The organism is Clostridioides sp. GD02367, from assembly GCF_045900275.1.
Taxonomy (GTDB): Bacteria; Bacillota; Clostridia; order Peptostreptococcales; family Peptostreptococcaceae; genus Clostridioides; species Clostridioides difficile_A.
Map to the genome: position 1 here is coordinate 143,549 of NZ_JBJODK010000002.1, position 20,584 is coordinate 164,132.

At 29.6% G+C, this 20,584-nt stretch carries 15 protein-coding genes and 1 riboswitch; of the genes, 14 read left to right on the forward strand and 1 reads right to left on the reverse strand.

Annotation, left to right across the window (positions count from 1 at the left end; all coding sequences use genetic code 11):
- Positions 1 to 18 precede the first annotated feature (18 nt).
- The 7 genes from Q3223_RS02685 to Q3223_RS02715 all read left to right on the forward strand — a co-directional run bounded on the left by Q3223_RS02685 (position 19) and on the right by Q3223_RS02715 (position 8,358).
- Positions 19 to 1,410 carry an aldehyde dehydrogenase family protein gene (locus Q3223_RS02685; protein ID WP_054277115.1) on the forward strand — a complete coding sequence of 464 codons (1,392 nt, stop codon included), beginning with the start codon at positions 19 to 21 and terminating at the stop codon, positions 1,408 to 1,410.
- Between the two features lie 93 nt (positions 1,411 to 1,503).
- Entirely contained in the window at positions 1,504 to 3,000 is a 1,497-nt protein-coding gene (gene abfD, locus Q3223_RS02690; protein ID WP_054270941.1) for a 4-hydroxybutyryl-CoA dehydratase/vinylacetyl-CoA-Delta-isomerase, read from the forward strand.
- A gap of 134 nt (positions 3,001 to 3,134) precedes the next feature.
- Positions 3,135 to 3,410, forward strand: coding sequence for a hypothetical protein (locus Q3223_RS02695; RefSeq protein WP_054277114.1), 276 nt, complete (start codon positions 3,135 to 3,137; stop codon positions 3,408 to 3,410).
- 25 nt (positions 3,411 to 3,435) lie between these two features.
- Positions 3,436 to 4,743 (forward strand): acetyl-CoA hydrolase/transferase C-terminal domain-containing protein, encoded by a 1,308-nt coding sequence (locus tag Q3223_RS02700; protein WP_284182108.1) that lies wholly within the window; start codon positions 3,436 to 3,438, stop codon positions 4,741 to 4,743.
- A gap of 19 nt (positions 4,744 to 4,762) precedes the next feature.
- On the forward strand, positions 4,763 to 5,881 hold the full coding sequence (locus tag Q3223_RS02705; protein ID WP_054277135.1) for a 4-hydroxybutyrate dehydrogenase: 1,119 nt from the start codon (positions 4,763 to 4,765) through the stop codon (positions 5,879 to 5,881).
- 284 nt (positions 5,882 to 6,165) lie between these two features.
- Entirely contained in the window at positions 6,166 to 7,086 is a 921-nt protein-coding gene (locus Q3223_RS02710) for a 5-bromo-4-chloroindolyl phosphate hydrolysis family protein (protein ID WP_074178387.1), read from the forward strand.
- A 114-nt stretch (positions 7,087 to 7,200) separates the two neighbouring features.
- Positions 7,201 to 8,358 (forward strand): toxic anion resistance protein, encoded by a 1,158-nt coding sequence (locus tag Q3223_RS02715; RefSeq protein WP_054270937.1) that lies wholly within the window; start codon positions 7,201 to 7,203, stop codon positions 8,356 to 8,358.
- 61 nt (positions 8,359 to 8,419) lie between these two features.
- Here the strand turns inward: Q3223_RS02715 and Q3223_RS02720 are convergent, their stop codons facing one another.
- A complete protein-coding gene (locus Q3223_RS02720) occupies positions 8,420 to 9,919 on the reverse strand; it encodes an IMP dehydrogenase (protein WP_054270936.1) in 1,500 nt (499 codons plus the stop codon).
- Positions 9,920 to 10,513: 594 nt separating this feature from the next.
- Here Q3223_RS02720 and Q3223_RS02725 point away from each other — a divergent pair.
- The 7 genes from Q3223_RS02725 to Q3223_RS02755 all read left to right on the forward strand — a co-directional run bounded on the left by Q3223_RS02725 (position 10,514) and on the right by Q3223_RS02755 (position 20,461).
- The gene (locus Q3223_RS02725) at positions 10,514 to 11,935 is read left to right on the forward strand and encodes a PTS mannitol transporter subunit IICBA (RefSeq protein ID WP_231300788.1); all 1,422 of its coding nucleotides are present in this window, start codon (positions 10,514 to 10,516) and stop codon (positions 11,933 to 11,935) included.
- Positions 11,936 to 11,960: 25 nt separating this feature from the next.
- Positions 11,961 to 14,099, forward strand: coding sequence for a BglG family transcription antiterminator (locus Q3223_RS02730; RefSeq protein ID WP_284182107.1), 2,139 nt, complete (start codon positions 11,961 to 11,963; stop codon positions 14,097 to 14,099).
- Positions 14,100 to 14,129: 30 nt separating this feature from the next.
- Complete coding sequence (locus Q3223_RS02735; protein WP_021385085.1) at positions 14,130 to 14,552, forward strand: PTS sugar transporter subunit IIA; 423 nt, start codon at positions 14,130 to 14,132, stop codon at positions 14,550 to 14,552.
- 18 nt (positions 14,553 to 14,570) lie between these two features.
- Positions 14,571 to 15,719 (forward strand): mannitol-1-phosphate 5-dehydrogenase, encoded by a 1,149-nt coding sequence (locus Q3223_RS02740; protein WP_054277110.1) that lies wholly within the window; start codon positions 14,571 to 14,573, stop codon positions 15,717 to 15,719.
- A gap of 105 nt (positions 15,720 to 15,824) precedes the next feature.
- Positions 15,825 to 15,926: riboswitch (purine riboswitch) on the forward strand.
- 185 nt (positions 15,927 to 16,111) lie between these two features.
- Entirely contained in the window at positions 16,112 to 16,684 is a 573-nt protein-coding gene (locus Q3223_RS02745) for a xanthine phosphoribosyltransferase (RefSeq protein ID WP_054270932.1), read from the forward strand.
- A gap of 64 nt (positions 16,685 to 16,748) precedes the next feature.
- Positions 16,749 to 17,399, forward strand: coding sequence for a fructose-6-phosphate aldolase (gene fsa, locus Q3223_RS02750; RefSeq protein WP_003423115.1), 651 nt, complete (start codon positions 16,749 to 16,751; stop codon positions 17,397 to 17,399).
- A gap of 137 nt (positions 17,400 to 17,536) precedes the next feature.
- Entirely contained in the window at positions 17,537 to 20,461 is a 2,925-nt protein-coding gene (locus Q3223_RS02755; RefSeq protein WP_054270931.1) for a sigma 54-interacting transcriptional regulator, read from the forward strand.
- Positions 20,462 to 20,584 lie beyond the last annotated feature (123 nt).

The following is a 20,584-nucleotide window of genomic DNA, read 5'->3' on the forward strand; positions in this document are numbered from 1 at the left end:
ATGGGAGGCAGATTTAAAATGGAAAAAGCAATAGAAAACTTTGAAGATTTAAGTAAAGAATACATTAATGGTTATATTGAGAGAGCTAGAAAAGCTCAAAGAGAGTTTGAATGTTATACTCAAGAGCAAGTAGATAAAATAGTAAAGATAGTTGGGAAAGTAGTGTATTATAATGCTGAATACTTAGCTAAACTTGCTGTAGAAGAAACTGGAATGGGAGTATATGAAGACAAGGTAGCTAAAAATAAAAGTAAAGCAAAGGTTATATATAACAATCTAAAAGATAAAAAATCAGTTGGTATAATTGATATAGATAGAGAAACTGGAATAACAAAGGTAGCTAAACCAATTGGAGTAGTAGCGGCAATAACTCCTTGTACAAATCCAATCGTTACACCTATGAGTAATGCAATGTTTGCCCTTAAAGGAAGAAATGCAATCATTATCACACCACACCATAAAGCAATTGGATGCAGTACTAAAACTGTAGATATGATTAATGAAGAATTAGAAAAAATAGGAGCACCAGCAAATCTAATACAAATACTTGACCAACAATCAAGAGAAAATACAAGAAATTTAATTTCATCAGCAGATGTAGTAATTGCTACTGGTGGAATGGGAATGGTGAAAGCCGCATACTCAAGTGGAAAACCAGCACTTGGAGTAGGTGCAGGAAATGTTCAATGTATTATAGATAGAGATGTAGATATTAAAGAAGCAGTACCTAAAATTATAGCAGGAAGAATATTTGACAATGGTATAATTTGTTCAGGAGAGCAATCAGTGATAGTAGCAGAAGAAATGTTTGATAAAGTAATGGATGAATTTAAAAATAATAAAGGTTTTATAGTTAGAGATAATGCACAGAAAGAAGCTTTTAGAAATGCTATGTTTATAAATAAAGCTATGAATAAAGATGCAGTAGGTCAATCTGTTCATGCAATTGCAAAAATTGCAGGTGTTGAAATTCCAGAAGATACAAAAATAATAGTAATAGAAGCTGATGGTCCAGGAGAAGAGGATATACTTGCAAAAGAAAAAATGTGTCCAGTTATATCTGCATATAAGTATAAAGACTTTGAAGAAGGTGTAGCTATTGCAAAAGCAAATCTAAATGTAGAGGGAAAAGGACATAGTGTATCTATCCATTCAAATACAGTTAAAAATATAGAATATGCAGGAGAAAATATAGAGGTATCAAGATTCGTTATTAATCAATGTTGTGCTACTAGTGCTGGAGGAAGTTTCTTTAATGGTCTTGCACCTACTAATACTCTAGGTTGTGGCTCTTGGGGAAATAACAGTATTTCTGAAAATCTTGATTATAAGCATTTAATTAATATTTCTAGAATTGCTTATTATATGCCAGAAAATGAAGTTCCTACAGATGAAGAACTTTGGGGATAGGATTTAGAAAAAAATATTAAGAAACAGACATAAGAAGGAAGTATTATAATTAACATAAATAAAAAATTTTATAAAAAAAGGAGTGGTTTTATTATGGCATTAATGACAGGAGCTCAATATATTGAAAGTTTGAGAAAATTAAACACTAAGGTTTATATGTTTGGTGAAGAGGTTAAAAATTGGGTTGACCATCCTATGATTAGACCATCTATAAATTGTGTAGCAGCAACTTATGATTTAGCTCATGACCCAGAATATGCAGACTTAATGACAGTTACTTCAAATATTACAGGCGAAAAAATAAATAGATTTGGGCATCTTCATCAAAGTACTGATGATTTAGTGAAAAAAGTGAAAATGCAAAGACTATGTGGTCAAAAAACAGCTTCTTGTTTCCAAAGATGTGTTGGTATGGATGCATTTAATGCAGTATATTCAACAACATTCGAGTGTGATAAAGCTCATGGAACTAAATATCATGATAATTTTGTAAAATACTTAACTTATATACAAGAAAACGATTTAGTAGTTGATGGTGCTATGACTGACCCTAAAGGAGATAGAGGATTGTCACCTAGTGCTCAACCTGACCCAGATATGTTTCTTCATATAGTAGAAAGAAGAGAAGATGGTATAGTTGTAAGAGGAGCAAAGGCACACCAAACTGGTTCAATAAATTCACATGAGCATCTTATAATGCCTACTATAAGTATGACAGAAGCAGATAAAGACTATGCTGTATCATTTGCAGTTCCTTCAGATGCTGAGGGTGTGTTCATGATTTATGGAAGACAATCTTGTGATACTAGAAAATTAGAAGAAGGCGCAGATGTTGATTTAGGAAATAAAGAATTTGGTGGTCAGGAAGCTTTAGTAGTATTTGATAATGTATTTGTTCCAAATGATAGAATTTTCTTATGTGGAGAGTGGGATTTCTCTGGTATGTTAGTTGAGAGATTTGCTGGATACCACAGACAAAGTTATGGTGGTTGTAAAGTAGGTGTAGGTGATGTAATAATAGGAGCAGCAGCTTTAGCAGCTGATTATAATGGAGCAAATAAAGCTTCACATATAAAAGATAAATTAATAGAAATGACTCATCTTAATGAAAGCTTATATTGTTGTGGTATAGCATGTTCATCAGAAGGCCATAAGACAGAAGCTGGAAACTATCAAATAGATTTACTTCTTGCAAATGTATGTAAACAGAATGTAACTAGATTCCCTTATGAAATAGTAAGACTTGCAGAAGATATAGCTGGTGGTCTTATGGTTACTATGCCTTCAGAAAAAGACTTTAAATCAGACCTTAAAGTTGGAACAAGTGGAATGACTATTGGTGAAGTATGTAATAAGTATTTTAAAGCTTCTTCAGTAGCTTCAACAGAAGAAAGAATGAGAATATTAAGATTCTTAGAAAATATATGTCTTGGTTCATCTGCTGTTGGTTATAGAACTGAATCAATGCATGGAGCAGGTTCACCACAAGCCCAAAGAATAATGATTTCAAGACAAGGAAATATAGGTCAGAAAAAAGAGTTAGCTAAGACAATTGCAGGGATAAAAAAAGAGAAAGCTCTAAATTTATAGGAAATTTACAAGTTGATATATAAAAGGGAAAAGTATATCGATTTTAATTAATGAAAAAATATATGGGATAAGAAATAATTATAAAATAGTAGTGGATTGTTAGATAAAGATATTTTAGAAGGAGAATTTACACGATGACCTGTGGAGTTAGATTTTGTGGGGGCTGTAACCCTAGATACGAAAGAGGGAAGGCTCTTACAATAATCAAAGAGCACTTCGATGGTAGAGTAGATTTTAGTATAGCACAAGAAAATGTGGAATATGATTTGTTACTTATAATTGGAGGATGCGCAACTTTATGCGCATCCTATCAACAATATAAAGTAAAAAATGAGTGTATTAAGATATGGGATTTTAGCCATATAGAAAGAGCTATAAATATAATTGAATCAGCAATTTGTGAAACTTAAAAAAGAGCTAAATGGGGGGATTTCATTGAATTGGCAAGAATTGTATCAAAGTAAATTATGTAGTGCTACAGAGGCCGTAAAGCAGATTAAAAATGGGGATACTGTAGTATTTGCACATTGTGTAGGTGAGCCTCCTGCACTAGTAGAAGCTATGATTGAAAATGCTGAGCAATATAAAGATGTTGAGATTAAACACATGGTAAGCTTAGGTAGTGGTGGATATACTTCTAAGGGGATGGAAGCTCATTTTAGAGTAAATCCAATGTTTGTAAGTGGAAATGTAAGAAAAGCAATTGAGAACGGAGATGGCGACTTTACACCTGCATTCTTCCATGAAGTACCAAAGTTAATTAGGGAAAAAAGATTAAAATGTGATGTTGTGTTAGCACAGGTAACTCCACCAGATGAACATGGATATTGTAGTTTAGGTACATCAGTTGATTATACTTATGAAGCTATTAAAACTGCTAGAACAGTAATTGTTCAAGTGAATGACCAGTTTCCTAGAACTTATGGTGAAGTAGTTCATGTATCAGAGTTTGATTATATAGTGGAAAAATCACAACCTTTATATGAATTACAACCCGCAAAGATTGGAGAAGTGGAAGAATCAATAGGTAAAAATTGTGCTTCATTAATTGAAGATGGTTCTACTTTACAACTTGGAATTGGTGGAATCCCAGATGCAGTTATGCTATTTTTAACGGATAAAAAAGATTTAGGTATTCATTCAGAAATGATTTCAGACGGAACTTTAGCTCTTTATGAAAAAGGTGTTATAAATGGCAAATATAAAAATTTTGATAAAGAGAAAATGACAGTTACATTCTTAATGGGTACTAAAAAATTATATGACTTTGCACATAATAATCCAGCAGTTGAAGTTAAACCTGTAGACTATGTCAATCATCCAGCAGTTATAATGAAACAGCATAAAATGGTTTCTATAAACTCTGCTATACAAGTTGACCTGATGGGACAAGTGGTTGCAGAAGCAATGGGACTTAGACAATTTAGTGGTGTTGGAGGTCAAGTTGATTTTATACGTGGAGTCTCTATGGGAGAAGATGGAAAAGCAATTATAGCTATGCCTTCAATAACTACAAAAAAGGATGGTACAGTGATTTCAAAAATCGTCTCTATTGTGGATGAAGGTGCACCTATAACAACATCAAGAAATGATGTTGATTACATTGTAACAGAATATGGTATAGCAGAGCTAAAAGGAAAATCTCTTAGAGAAAGAGCAAGAAATTTAATTAATATAGCTCATCCAAGTGTAAGAGAAAGTCTGGCGTTAGAATTTGAAAAAAGATTTAATGAGAAATATTAATAATAGAGGGGTGTTAATAATGGAAGCACTTAGAGTAGTTCCAAAAATATTTTATTTTGATACATTTAAAGAATTCAACGAAGAATTTAAAATAGGAAAAAATGATTTAGTAATTACTAATGAATTTATATATGAGCCATATATGAAGCCTCTTGGAATAGATACAAATCTAATTTTCCAAGAAAAGTTTGGAACAGGTGAACCATCTGATGAAATGATAGATTCTATGACAAAAGAAATGAAAAAGTATAATTTTGATAGAATTATCGCTTTTGGAGGAGGAACAATAGTTGATATATGCAAGATATTAGCACTTGATGTTCCAGAAAAGTCTATTGATCTATTTGAAGGAGACGTAGCACCTAAAAAAATAAAAGAGTTAGTAGTAGTTCCTACAACATGTGGTACAGGTAGTGAAGTAACAAATGTAGCCATTGCAGAATTAAAATCCAAGCATACTAAAAAAGGGCTTGCAGTAGAAGAAACTTATGCAGACTATGCAGTCTTAATTCCAGAGACAGTAAAGGGATTACCTTATAAATTCTTTGTTACAAGTTCAGTAGATGCTCTTATACATGCAATTGAGTCTTATCTTTCTCCAAAAGCAAGTCCATTTACAGAAATGTATTCTTTACAAGCAATAAAAATGATTATGGATGGGTATAAACAAATAGTTGAAAAAGGTGATGAGGAGAGATTTAATCATCTTAAGGATTTTGTTCTTGCATCAAATTATGCAGGAATCGCTTTTGGAAATGCTGGTTGTGCAGCAGTTCATGCTCTATCTTATTCAATTGGAGCAGCTTTCCATGTTGCTCATGGTGAAGCAAATTATCAGTTCTTTACTGAAGTATTTAAGATGTATTCTAGAAAAAATCCTGATGGAAAAATTACGAAATGTACAAAAATTTTAGCAGATGCTCTTGAATGTGACCCTAATTGTGATGTTTATGGAGAATTAGAAAAGTTTTTAAATAAATTAATAGCTAAAAAAGCCTTAAGAGAATATGGAATGGTAGAAAGTCAAATAGATGAATTTACAGATAGTACAATAGCTAATCAACAAAGATTACTTGCTAATAACTATGTAGAGCTTAGCAGAGAAGAAATAAGAGAGATATTTGTAAATCTTTATTAATATAAATTTTCATCAATATGTATAGCAAAGATAAACAATGCTAATTATATTTATATAAAAATAAAAATGAGGGAACTTAAATTTAATTAAAGTTAAGTTCTCTTATTTTTATATGGAGTTAAATATAAGTATATTTTTAATTTAAAATATACCTATATTTAAGTCTATTACTTTATTTGAAATAATTTGTAGAAATTCAAATTCCTTGACAGTAATAAGTAAGTAATTGTATAATCAAACTGCAATATATTAATAATATTAATGAAAATGAAAGGATATAAACTATGTATAAATCAGAAAATTTTTCCAAAAAATCTGTGTTGATAAATTCATTTTTAAGTAAATTTTTAAAAATAGTTGGATGGGGTTTAGTAGGTTTATTTACATTATCTGCCTTAGTACTTTCAACTATTTCTATTATAATTGGGTGGGCTGTAATACTTCCTATTCAAGTATGTGCAGTGTTTTTAATCATAGGTGGTGTTTGTATTTTTAAAGGAAAGAGATTAGGAGACCAAATTTCTCGTTATAAAAAATATTGTACAATCATAAGTAATAGGAATATTATTCCAGTAGAACTTATTGCAGAAAGTACATCTAAGTCATTAAATTTTATAATAAAAGATGTACAAAAGATGATAGACAAAAACTACTTTATAAATACTTATATTGATAAAAGAAGTAATCAAATTGTGTTGACAAATGAAGATTTTACTCCGCCAAAATATGAAGATGTAGCATATGAAGTTAAAGAAGAAGAAAAAACCGATGAAGTTAATGAAGTTGATAAAATTATAAATACTGGAATGAATTATTTAACACAAATAAAAGAAGCTAATAAAAATATTAAATCAGAATCAATGTGCAATAAAATTGTACAAGTAGAAGATGTTACAAGTAAAATATTTGATGTTGTAAAACATGACCCATCAAAACTTACTCAAATACAAAAATTTATGGACTATTATCTTCCAACTACTTTGAAGTTATTGAATTCATATCATACATTGGAAGAACAAGGTATAGATAGAGAAAATATAACAACAACTATGGAAAGTATTGAAAATACAATGAGTACAATTGTAATAGCTTTTGAAAATCAATTAGATTATCTATTTGAAGATGAAGCAATCGATATATCTACAGATATTACTGTTTTAGAAAACATGTTAGTTCAAGAAGGATTAACAAGTGGTAAATTTTAACTTCAATATAAAAAATATTCTGTTATTTTTGAAGAATTAAGTAGTTATAGAGTATGGAATACACAGTATATAAGTTAATAAGTACTTTATAAAGGAAGAGGAGAGAAAGATATAATGAATAATTTAGATGATATACCAGTTATGCCAACTTTAACACTTGACCCATTTGCAGAGGAATCAAATACAAGTGATATAAATAATTCTGACCTATTAATGAAAAAGGATGAAAAAGACCCAGAAGAAGAAAAGCTATCTGAATCTGAACGTAAGATGGTGAAGGAATTTGCAGAAAAAATAGATATTACAAATACAAATATGATTTTACAATATGGAGCTGGTGCTCAAAAAAAGGTAGCAGGGTTTTCTGAAACAGCTCTAAAGAGTGTTAAGACTAGAGATTTAGGGGAAGTTGGAGATATGCTTACAAATCTAGTTACTGATTTAAAAGCATTTTCAGCAGACGAAAAAGAACAAGGTGGTTTTTTAGGAATCTTTAAAAAGGCAAATAATAAAATCTCAAATCTAAAAACTAAGTATGATAGTGCAGAGGTAAATGTAGACAAAGTAAGTAAAGAACTTCAAAAACATCAGGTTAAAATCTTAAAAGATATAGCTATGCTTGATAAGATGTATGAGCTGAACTTAGCTTACTCAAAAGAACTTACTATGTATATTATAGCAGGAAAACAAAAGCTAAAAGATATGAAAGAATATGAAATGCCAAAATTAAGAGAAAAGGCTAGTTTATCTGGTTCAACAGAAGATGCTCAATCTGTGAATGATATGGTTTCGCTTTGTGACAGATTTGAAAAGAAGATTCACGACTTAGAATTAACTAGAATGGTATCTCTTCAAATGGCTCCACAGATAAGACTAGTTCAAAATAGTAATAATTTAATGGCAGAGAAGATTCAATCAACTATAGTAAATACAATTCCATTATGGAAAAATCAAATAGTACTTGCCCTTGGGATTTCTCACTTAAATCAAGCCATGAAAGCTCAACGTGAAGTTAGCAATATGACAAATGAGCTTTTATTAAAAAATGCAGAAACTCTAAAGATGGGTACAATAGAAACAGCAAAAGAATCAGAAAGAGGAATTGTAGATATAGATACAATTAAGAAAACTAATCAATCTTTAATATCAACTATTGATGAAGTAGTTAAGATACAACATGATGGTAGAATAAAGAGACAAGAAGCAGAAGTTGAACTATCAAAAATAGAAAATGAACTTAAAAGTAAGCTTCTTGAATTTACAGTTAAATAAAAGCTTATATTAAAATAAAAAAGTGTAGCTGATTTTATAATCAACTACACTTTTGTTTATATTATAAATTTCTATTATCTTTTAACATAACATCATGAGCTCCACCTTCAACTATACTAGTAGAAGATACAAGTGTAAGTTTAGCATTCTTTTGAAGCTCAGGTATGCTAAGAGCTCCACAGTTACACATAGTAGAACGAACTTTACTTAAAGAAAGAGTTACATTGTCCTTTAAAGAACCAGCATAAGGTACATAAGAGTCAACACCTTCTTCAAAAGAAAGTTTCTTATCTCCACCAAGGTCATATCTTTGCCAGTTTCTAGCACGTGCAGAACCTTCTCCCCAGTATTCTTTCATGTAACTACCATTTATGTTAACTTTGTTAGTTGGACTCTCATCAAAACGAGAGAAGTATCTACCAAGCATTATGAAATCTGCACCCATAGCTAAAGCTAAAGTTATATGATGGTCATAAACGATACCACCATCAGAGCAAATTGGAATATAAATACCTGTTTTTTCAAAGTACTCATCTCTAGCTTGTGCAACTTCAATTATAGAAGTGGCTTGTCCACGTCCTATACCTTTTTGCTCACGAGTAATACATATAGAACCACCACCAATACCAACTTTAACAAAGTCAGCACCAGCTTCAGCTAAGTAAAGGAATCCTTCACGGTCAACTACATTTCCAGCTCCAACCTTAACTGTATCACCATATTTTTCACGAATAAAATCAAGAGTTATTTTCTGCCATTCAGAAAAACCTTCTGAAGAATCTATACATAAAACATCAGCACCAGCTTCAACTAAAGCAGGAACACGTTCAGCAAAGTCTCTAGTATTGATACCAGCCCCAACTACATATCTTTTAGAAGAATCTAAAAGTTCAAGTGGGTTTTCTTTATGAGAAGAGTAATCTTTACGGAATACCATATAAACAAGATTACCATTGTCATCAAGTACAGGAAGAGAATTAAGTTTGTGGTCCCATATAATGTTGTTTGCTTCTTTTAAAGTAACATCTTTGTTAGCATAAACAATGGATGACATAGGAGTCATAAATTCACTAACTTTAGTATCTAAATCCATACGACTTATACGATAATCACGACTTGCGACAATACCTAATAATTTACCAGTTGAAGTTCCGTCTTCAGTAACAGCAACTGTAGAATGTCCAGTTTTTTCTTTTAATTCAAGTATGTCTTTTAGTGTATTCTCAGGTTTAATATTTGAATCACTTACAACAAAACCAGCTTTGTGAGACTTAACACGTGCTACCATAGCAGCTTCACTTTCAATACTTTGAGAACCGTATATAAATGAAATACCACCTTCTTTAGCAAGTGCAATAGCCATCTTGTCATCAGAAACAGATTGCATAATAGCAGAAGTCAAAGGGATATTCATATAAATATCTGCTTCCTCGCCTTTTTTAAATTTAGTAACAGGTGTTTTTAAACTTACATTAGCAGGTATACAATCAGTAGAAGAGAAACCTGGAACAAGAAGGTATTCACTGAAAGTATGTGATGGTGTATCAAAATAAAACGCCATTTTTTAATCACTCCTTATATTTTTATACTTTTTATAATTGATAGTATTAATTATAACTTATTCTTTAATTTTATTAAAGTATTTTGTCAAATATTGAGATTTTTGAAAAATTTAAACTATTTTAATTGAATTTGTTTAATATATATTGCTTTATAGGGTAAAATTGTATATTAAATAATGTTTAATGTTGTATTGTAGCTAATTAGAAATTAATATCTAATTAGCTATACATTGTACTTATACACTTTATGTTGACAATATTTATATAGAGCGTACAAATTTCAAAAGCACAGGTCAAATAAGTCTATATTAGTATATCCAAAAGTACCTCTAATAAAATTATTTAATTGAATTATTATTGGTTTTTATATTAAATTTAAATATTTTATAAAAATAGTATTATTTGCAACACTAGATACTCTAAAATACTACATAAATAAAGTTAAACAAAAACTAAAATGACAAATGTCATTATCTTAAGTGACATAGAAACGATTTCTTAAAGTTGTTACTAGAAAATATAAACTCTATAATAAAAGTATAACAAAAGGGAATCATATCGATATAGAATATAATTCAAATGGAGGTAAAATTATGAGCAGTTCTAATCAATCGACAATAAAGACATCTATACAGAGAATAGGAAAATTTTTAAGTGGTATGGTAATGCCAAATATAGGAGCTTTTATAGCATGGGGTCTTATAACAGCATTATTTATACCAACAGGATGGATGCCTAATGAGAAGTTAAGTACTCTAGGTGACCCAATGATAAAATACCTTTTACCATTATTGATAGCTTATACTGGTGGTAAGGCAATCGCTGGACAAAGAGGCGGAGTAATAGGTGCAGCAGCAGCGATGGGTGTAATCGTTGGAGCTGATATACCAATGTTTATCGGAGCTATGATAATGGGACCATTTGCAGGATGGATAATCAAGAAATTCGATAAATTTGTAGATGGTAAAATCCCAACAGGATTTGAAATGTTAGTAAATAACTTTTCAATAGGTATAATAGGTATGCTTCTTGCAATATTAGGATTCTATGCAATAGGGCCAGCAATAGTAGCAGGTACAGCTCTTATAGAATCTGGAGTTCAATTTATAGTTAGCAAAAGTTTATTACCTTTAGTTTCAGCATTTATAGAACCTGGAAAAGTATTGTTCTTAAACAATGCAATAAATCATGGTATATTAGGACCTATAGGTATAGCTGAAGCAAAAGAAGCAGGTAAATCTATAATGTTCTTATTAGAAAGTAATCCTGGGCCAGGTCTAGGAGTTCTATTAGCATACTGGATGTTTAGTAGAGGAAGTGTAAAACAGTCAGCGCCAGGAGCTGTAATAATACATTTCTTTGGTGGTATACATGAAATCTACTTCCCATATATATTAATGAATCCAGTTCTAATATTAGCTACAATGGCAGGTGGAGCAGCAGGAATATTAACTTTCTCAATATTAGGAGCTGGGCTTGTAGCAGCACCATCACCAGGAAGTATATTTGCACTTATGGCACTAGCACCAAAGGGAGGATTACTTCCAGTATTAGCAGGGGTTGCAGTGGCAACAGCTGTATCATTCTTAGTAGCAGCACCATTTGTTAAGAAAGCTTCAGCAAATCAAAGTGAAGAAGATGGTACTTTAGAAGAAGCTAAAGCAAAAATGAGTGACATGAAATCAGCAAGTAAAAATTCTGATAAAAACATTGATGAAAAACAACTTGAAGTGAATGAAATTAAGAAGATTGTATTTGCATGTGATGCAGGAATGGGTTCTAGTGCAATGGGAGCTTCTAGATTTAAAAATAGAATAAAAAACTTAGATTTAAGTATAGAAATTACAAACTCATCTGTTGATAACCTTCCAGATGATACACAGATAGTAGTAACTCATAATACACTAGTTGAAAGAGTGGCTAAGAATAATTCAAGTGTTGAGATAGTTTCAATAAACAACTTTTTAAATGACCCAAATTTAGATGCATTATTTAAAAGATTAGAGTCTAAATAAAAATAAAAAGTACCACTGATTAGGAGTGGATAATTTGAAAAAAAAGAAGATTACATCTAGACAAAAAAAGATAATACTAATGATAGTAGAAAACTCAAAAAAAAATATTCCAATAACTATCTCTGAGATTGCAGGTGAGTTAGATTTAAGTTCAAGAACTGTGCTTAGAGATATGTCTGGAATTGAAAAATGGTTTGATGAAAATGATTTTAATTTTGTAAAAAAACCAGGAGTTGGGTTAATATTAGAAGAAAATATAGAAAATCAAAACTTTATAATTGAGTTATTAGAAGAAGAAAAAATAGAAAAAGAATATAGTAAGGAAGAAAGAAATTTAATTATATTATCAAAGCTACTGATTTCTAACGAGCCAGTAAAATCTTATTATTTTGCAAAAATATTAAAAGTATCAGAAGGGGTACTTAATAATGATTTTGCTTCAGCAAGCAAATGGCTAGAAAGATTTGATATTGAGCTTGTTAGAAAACCAGGGCTTGGTGTGTACCTAAAAGGTCAAGAAAAAAGCTTTAGAGAAGCATATGTAAATCTTATATATGATTCATTCAATGAAAAAGAAATATTAGATATGGTCAGAAATATAAGTGAGAACATACAGACGGATAAAGCAATAGAAATTTTAAGTGAAAATAGACTTTTAAACTTAATGGACAGGTGCATAATAAGAAAAGTTGAAAGTGCATTAACAAAGAAGCTTTCAGATTTAGATGTAAATTTAGCTGATAGTGCATATATAGGTCTTGTAGTTCATATCTCATTGGCTTTACAGAGAATAAAAAATGGTGAAAATGTAACTATGGACCAAGAGTTTCTAAAAGAATTATCTATGACAGAAGAATTTAGATTAGCTCAAGAAATTGTAAAGGGTATGGAAATAGACTTTAATATGGACATACCATTAGATGAGGTTGGATATATAACTATGCATATCAGAGGTGCAAAGCAAAGGTCATCCTCAAATCATAAAGCTTTAAACCTAGATGATATAGAAGTAATGGATATTACAAACAAGATGATAGATTTAGCTGAAGATGAATTTAAAATAAGTCTTAAAAATGATGAAAGATTGTTTAAAGACTTGGCTAATCACTTAGGTCCTTCTATAAATAGATTAAATATGGGCTTAGAAATAAGAAATCCTCTTTTAGAAGAAATAAAAACTAAGTATTCATATGCCTATAATGGTGTTGAAAAAATTTCTAAAATTATAAAAGACAAGCTAAATGTAAATTCAATACCTGAATCTGAAATAGGATATATTGCAATGCATTTTGCATCAGCCATAGAAAAAAACCTAATGATGTATACCAATATAAATATTGTTGTAGCATGTCCAACTGGAATAGGTACTTCAAGGTTCTTATCAACTAAGATTGAAAATAAGTTTCCTAACTTAAACATACTTGAAACCATCTCAGCTATAAACATAGATGAAGAGTATTTAAGGGAAAAAGATGTAGACTTAATTGTGTCCACAGTTGAGTTAAATACAAACTTAGATTATATATGTGTAGGTCCATTTATGAGTTTAGAGGATGAACAGATAATCAAGGAAAAAATAAAATCTATAGCTCAAAATAAACTAATTAATTTAAATGTAAAAACCGATACTAAAAATAAGAATAAAGTTTATGAGCAGATAGCAGAAAGTATGAATATAGGAAAAGATATTCTTCAATTTTTAGAGGAAGTTCAATTTGAAAAATTTAAAAGTAAAGATTTAAGTGAGCTTATTGTAGATTCATCAAAGATATTTGCAAAGTCTAGTGAAGATATAATATCTATAAAAGAAGCATTAGAAGAAAGATTAAAAATCTCAATTCCATATATAGAAGAATCAAAAATTTTATTGTTGCATTGTATGAGTGAAAGAATAGATATTATGAAGTTAGCAATAATAAAGTTAGAAAACAAAATCATGCTAGATTCAAATGAAGAAATAGATAATGTAGTCTTTATGTTGCTTCCTAAAAATTCACCTAGCTATCAAAGACAAATAATGAGTGAAATAAGTGGTTCACTAATCGACAATATAGTTTTTACTAATAAAATAAATAAATTTTCTATAGAAGAAATGATATTAGAAGTAAAAGATATAGTTTTTAATTTTTATACAAACAGATTAAAAACATTTATAGATAAATAAAATTAATATTAAAAAAGGAAGGTTGATATTATGAGTAAAGTATTAAATGAGAATAATATATTTTTAGGATTAGATAGTGTTTCAAAGGAAGAAGCGATAACTTTAGCAGGAAGAAAATTAGTTGAAAATGGATATGTAAAAGAAGAATATATACCAGCTATGTTAGAAAGAGAAAAAGTAATGACTACATATATGGGAATGGGTGTTGCTATTCCACATGGTGTAAATGAAGCTAAAAAAGAAATTTTATCTTCAGGAATAGTTATATTACAATTTCCTAATGGCATAGATTTTGATGGAGAAAAAGCTTACTTATTAATAGGAATAGCTGGTGTTGGAGATGAACATTTAGAGATATTATCTAATATAGCAATCGTTTTGGATGATGATTTAACAGAAAGACTAAAAAATTCAAATGACAAACAAGCTTTTATGGAAGCTTTTGCCAACTAATCTTAGGAGGAACTTAAAATGAAAAAGGCAATTCAGTTTGGAGCAGGAAACATTGGAAGAGGATTTATTGGAGGTTTATTAGTTAAATCAGGTTATCATGTAGTATTTGCTGATGTAAATGAAGAAATATTAAATTCGATAAATAAAGATAAAAAATATACTATACACATAAGAGATGTGGAATGTATAGATGAAGTAATTGATAATATAAGTGCAGTTTCATCTATAAAAGAAGAAATAATAGATGAAATTGTAGAAGCTGAAATAATAACTACAGCAGTCGGACCTTTAGTTTTAACTAAAATAGCTTCTACAATTGCAAAAGGTATAAAAACTAGAAAAGAAAAAGGCTTAACAAGTAAATTAAATATAATAGCTTGTGAAAATGCAATATATGCAAGTTCTTCACTAAAAGAGGAAGTTCTTAAGTATTTAAATAAGGAAGAAGTAGACTATTTAGAAATGTATGTTGGTTTTCCAAATTGTTCAGTTGATAGAATAGTTCCTCCAGGCAAAAATGAAAATCCTCTTGATGTAACAGTTGAGAATTTCTATGAATGGAATGTTGAAAAACAAGGATTTAAAGGAGATATACCAAATATAGTTGGAATGAATTTAGCTGAGAATCTTATGGCTTATATAGAACGTAAGTTGTTTACACTAAATACAGGACATGCTATAACAGCTTATATAGGATATTTAAAAGGATATAAGACTATAGAAGAAAGTATAAAAGATGAATACATTTGCAATATAGTTAAAAACGCTATGGTAGAAAGTGGAGAAGGTTTAATTAAAAAATATAACTTTGATTCCAAAGCACACTATAAGTATATTGAAAAGATTCTAAATAGATTCAAAAATCCATATCTTAATGATGATGTAGTTAGAGTTGGAAGAGAGCCACTTAGAAAATTAAGTGACAAAGATAGATTGATTAAACCTTTAATGACAGCAAAGTCATATGGATTATCAGTTGACAATCTGATTCTTGGAATAGGTGCAGCACTTCATTATAATAATAGTGAAGATGCTCAAAGTGTTGAATTACAAGAATTGATAAAGTCTGATGGAGTAAAAAAAGCCATTGCTAAAATAGCTAATATAAATGATGATGAACTTTTAGATAATATTGAAAAAAGCTATGTATCTATGGAAAATTTGTAAATTTGCTTGAAAAAATTGAATTCTTATAAATTATTTATAGGATATTATTCTACACAGTTTGAATTATTTGTTGAATAATAGAGAATTATAATATATAATTAAAAAGAATAAATTAATATATTTACCTGTATATTTTTGATAATATGGTTCAAATGTTTCTACTAAGCTACCATTAATAGCTTGACTACAGGAGTGAAGAAGATATAGTTTATACTTATTTTAAATTATATATTAAGTTAATTACTTTGAATTTTAAGCTCCTGTCTATGATATAGACAGGAGCTTTTTTAGTATTTTAATATAAGATACTGATAATACATAGCAAAATTAAAGCAAATATAATTTTTTGTTAATATAATTTTTAATTTTAGAAAGGGTTAGGTGGGAGTCCAATGAAGGCTTTACAAGAGAAGATATTGAGAGAAGGCAGTGTTTCAGGAAATGATATACTAAAGGTTGATAGCTTTTTAAATCATCAAATTGATGTAGCTTTTTTAAATGAAATAGGAAGAGAGTTCAAAGAGAGATTTAAAGGAGAAAAGGTAGATAAAATATTTACAATAGAGGCTTCAGGAATAGCTATAGCATCAATTGTTTCACAGTATTTTGACAATGCACCTGTAGTATTTGCAAAAAAATCAGAATCTAAAAACTTGGATAAAGATGTATATGAAACTAATGTATATTCATTTACTAAGGCAAAGGAATACTCAGTTAAAGTTTCTAAAAAGTATATAAATAAAGGTGAGAAGATACTAATAGTAGATGATTTCCTTGCAAATGGAAGAGCTGCTCTTGGACTTAAAGATTTAATTGAGCAGGCAGAGGCAAGCCTAGTTGGAGTAGGAATAGTTATTGAAAAAGGCTTCCAAGCTGGAGGGGCGCTTTTAAAGGCCAATAATGTAAGACTGGAGTCTTTGGCAGTAGTTGAATCTATAGACAATGGAACTGTAAAATTTAGGTAATTTATGATATTATATACTTGTGTTTAGCACGTATTTTAATTATGTAATTATGGAGGATTTTTTAATGAGATTTTTTATAGACACAGCCAATATTGAAGAGATAAAAGAAGCAAATGATTTAGGTGTGATATGTGGAGTGACTACTAATCCATCACTAATAGCTAAAGAAGGTAGAGATTTTATAGAGGTAGTTAAAGAAATAAGCGAAATAGTAGATGGACCAATAAGTGCAGAAGTAATAAGTTTAGAGCATAAAGGAATGATAGAAGAAGCAGAAAAGTTATCTAAGATACATAAAAATATAGTTATAAAAATACCTATGACAGCAGAAGGTTTAAAAGCAGTAAAAGTACTATCAAGCAAAGGCATAAAGACTAATGTTACACTTATTTTTTCTGCTGGACAAGCTCTTTTAGCTGCTAGAGCTGGTGCTACATATGTAAGTCCTTTTGTTGGAAGATTAGATGATATATCACAAAATGGTCTTGATTTAATTGAAGAAATCGTTGATATATTTAGTGTAAATAGTATTGAGGCTCAAATAATAGTTGCTAGTGTTAGAAATCCAATACATGTTTTACAAGCTGCGAGAATGGGAGCAGATATAGCAACAGTTCCTCTTAAAGTTATAAACCAAATGATTAAGCATCCTTTGACAGACAAAGGAATAGATAGCTTTATGAAGGATTGGGAAGGTGCGTCTTTAAAATTATAATTACAAAGTGTGATTATGAGTATATTAAAGAGGTTATTATGGAAATTCTAAGTAATAAGGCTAGGCTATTTTGCCTAGTCTTATTTTGGTGTATAATATATTGAAATAGATTAATTTTTTAAGTGAGGAGGCGAAAGATGGATAAAATATTAAGAGAAATAGAAAGAGAAGACAAAAAAAATCCATATACTGACCAAGAACTTGCTGAAATGTTAGATGTAGCTAGGTCTGAAGTTATAGCAGTAAGAAAAAAAAATAATATTTTAGATTCAAGAGAAAGAAGAAAAAAAATCTTAATAAAAGATATATCAAAAATTGTAAGTGAAAACCCTCAGATGTCTGAAAGAAAAATAACCGAGATATTAATAGATAATGGATATAACATATCAAGAAGTGCAGTGTCAAAATTATTAAAAGAAGAAAATTTAAATCAGTCAAAGGGTGGTATTAAAGACAAAGACTTAGCGTCATCGGGAAAGTATGTAAAGGTAAGCAAAGTTGTAGAAGAAGATGGATTTGAAGACTTGATAGGTATAAAGGGAAGTCTAAAAGAAAAGGTAAACTTAGCTAAGTCAGCAATAATGTATCCTCCTAATGGTCTTCACACTATAATATATGGAGAAACAGGTGTAGGAAAAAGTGAACTAGCCACATGTATGTATAAATATGCTGTGAAAAATAATATCAAAGAAGAAAATAGCCCATTTATAGTATTTAACTGTGCAGATTATGCAGAAAATCCTAATTTACTGATAGCTCAACTTTTTGGAGTAGTAAAAGGTGCATATACAGGAGCAGATGCAAATAGAGAAGGTCTTGTAGAAAAGGCCGATAATGGAATTTTATTTTTAGATGAAATTCATAGATTGCCTGCTGCTGGGCAAGAGATACTATTTTCATTAATAGATAGAGGTGAATTTAGAAGATTAGGAGAAAGTAGTTCTACTAGAAAGGCAAATGTTCTCATAATAAGTGCTACAACAGAAAATCCAAATTCTAATTTACTTCAGACTTTTAGAAGACGTATACCAATGGTAATAAATTTACCTAATATGAGTGAAAGACCAAAGTCTGAAAGATATGAGATAATAATAAAGTTTTTTGAAAGAGAAGCAAAAAGAGTAAACAAGAATTTTATAATAACTAAAGAAGTTATGTGCGCACTAATGAATTATAAGTGTACTGGAAATATAGGTCAGTTAAAGAGTGATATACAAGTAACCTGTGCTAGGGCTTTTAGTAAGTCAATATTTTCTAGTGATAAGGTAATTATAGATTTAGATAGTTTAAGGGATTATATAAAAAGTGGGTATTATGATTGTAATTGTGAAAATGAAAAGTATTCTGAGTTCTCAGTTGAAGATATATATATAGATATTAGTGAATTGGTTAGTGGAAAAAATAGAATTTTATCAGATAATGAAATAAGTGAGATATACAATTATGCAGAAAAAGAACTTAAGGTTCTGGAGAGTAAATGTTTTTCTGAAGAAGAATTAAAAAATGCATTTATAGAAAAGTTGGATAAAAAGTTTAATGCTATTAAAAATAATAAAAACTTGTCTGACAGAAGAAGCAGAATAGACTGGGGTGGACAATTAAAAGAGTCTACACTTGAGATAATGGATAAGGTAATAATATTTATTAAAGAGCAGTTTAAACATGTAAATCAGGGACTATATTTAGCTCTAGCAATTCATATCGAACATGCTATAGGAAGGATAAAAGATGGAAAAACTATAATAAATCCAAGTCTAGATAAAATAAAAGCATCAATGCCAATGGAATATGAGTTATCTAGATATATAATGGGTATAGTAGAAGACTTAACACAAGTAACATTTCCAGAAGATGAACTTGGATATTTAGCTTATTATATAAATAAATTTTGTTATAATGATGAAAGTATAAAAGATAAAGTAAAAGTAGTAATAGTTACACATGGTAAAGTTGGTATTGAAATGTCTAATGTCGTAAATCATATTCTTGGTATAGAGTGTACATTAGGTATAGAAATAGCACTTACAGATTCACCATCAGAAGGTATAGAACATGTATTAGAAGAACTTCAAAAGATAGAAGCTAGGAAAGGGATTCTAGTTCTAATTGATATGGGTTCTTTAGTAATTCTTGGTGATGAGGTTGAAAAAAGACTTGGAATTAGATGTAAAACTGTAAATAGAGTAGATACATTATTGGCAATGGAGGCAGGAAAACTTGCAACTATTGAAGGGAAAAGTTTAGATGGTATAATAGCAGATTTAAAGAAAAATAAAAATTATGCCATGATAAATACAAATAAGTTTAGTTATAGAAAAAATGAATATGGAAAGAAGAATGTAATTATTACATTGTGTTTGAGTGGTGTGGGTACCGCTTTAAACTTAAAGGAGCATATAGAAAAACAAATTAAGGAATATGATACTTCAATTGAAGTGAAGCCAATTGCTTTTTTAAATAATAATTTAGAAGAAGAGTTAAATGATATTGAAGCTGAATACAATATCATTGCTATCTGTGGAACTATTGATATAGATTACAAAAATGTACCTTTTATTTCTTATAATGAAGTACTTGGTAAAAATGGTATTAATAAAGTCTTAGAACACTTAAATAATAAACCGCCAGCTTTAAATAGTGACAATCAATTGAATAACTTAATACATGAAGATTTGATTTTATACAATTTTGAAGGAATTTCAAAGGAGTATATAATTGATACACTTGTTTCAAAGCTTGAAGAAGGTGGCTATGTAGACTCAAAGTATATCTTAAGTGTATATAAAAGAGAGGCTATGGGAAGTGTTGTGATGGGTTCAAAAGTAGCTGTACCACATGGACTTCCAGAAAACGTTATAAAACCTGCAATAGCCATAGCACGGTTAAATAAACCTATTGTATGGGATAATAAATTTATGGTAGATTTAGTAGTATTATTAGCCCTTAAAGAAAATAACAAAAAAGAGATACGAAGCTTGTTTTCAAAAATTAATGACCAGCATACTTTAGAAGTTCTATTAAATACTGAAGATAAAAATGAGATAAAAAAGATATTAAGTTAGCTCTTAATATAAAAATACAAAATAAAAATAATTAATTTTAGTAGGAGTTTGAAAAGAGATTATTCTATTTAATTAATTGTTCAACCTTAAAGTTAATACTATAAAATCAATTTATTTGATTTT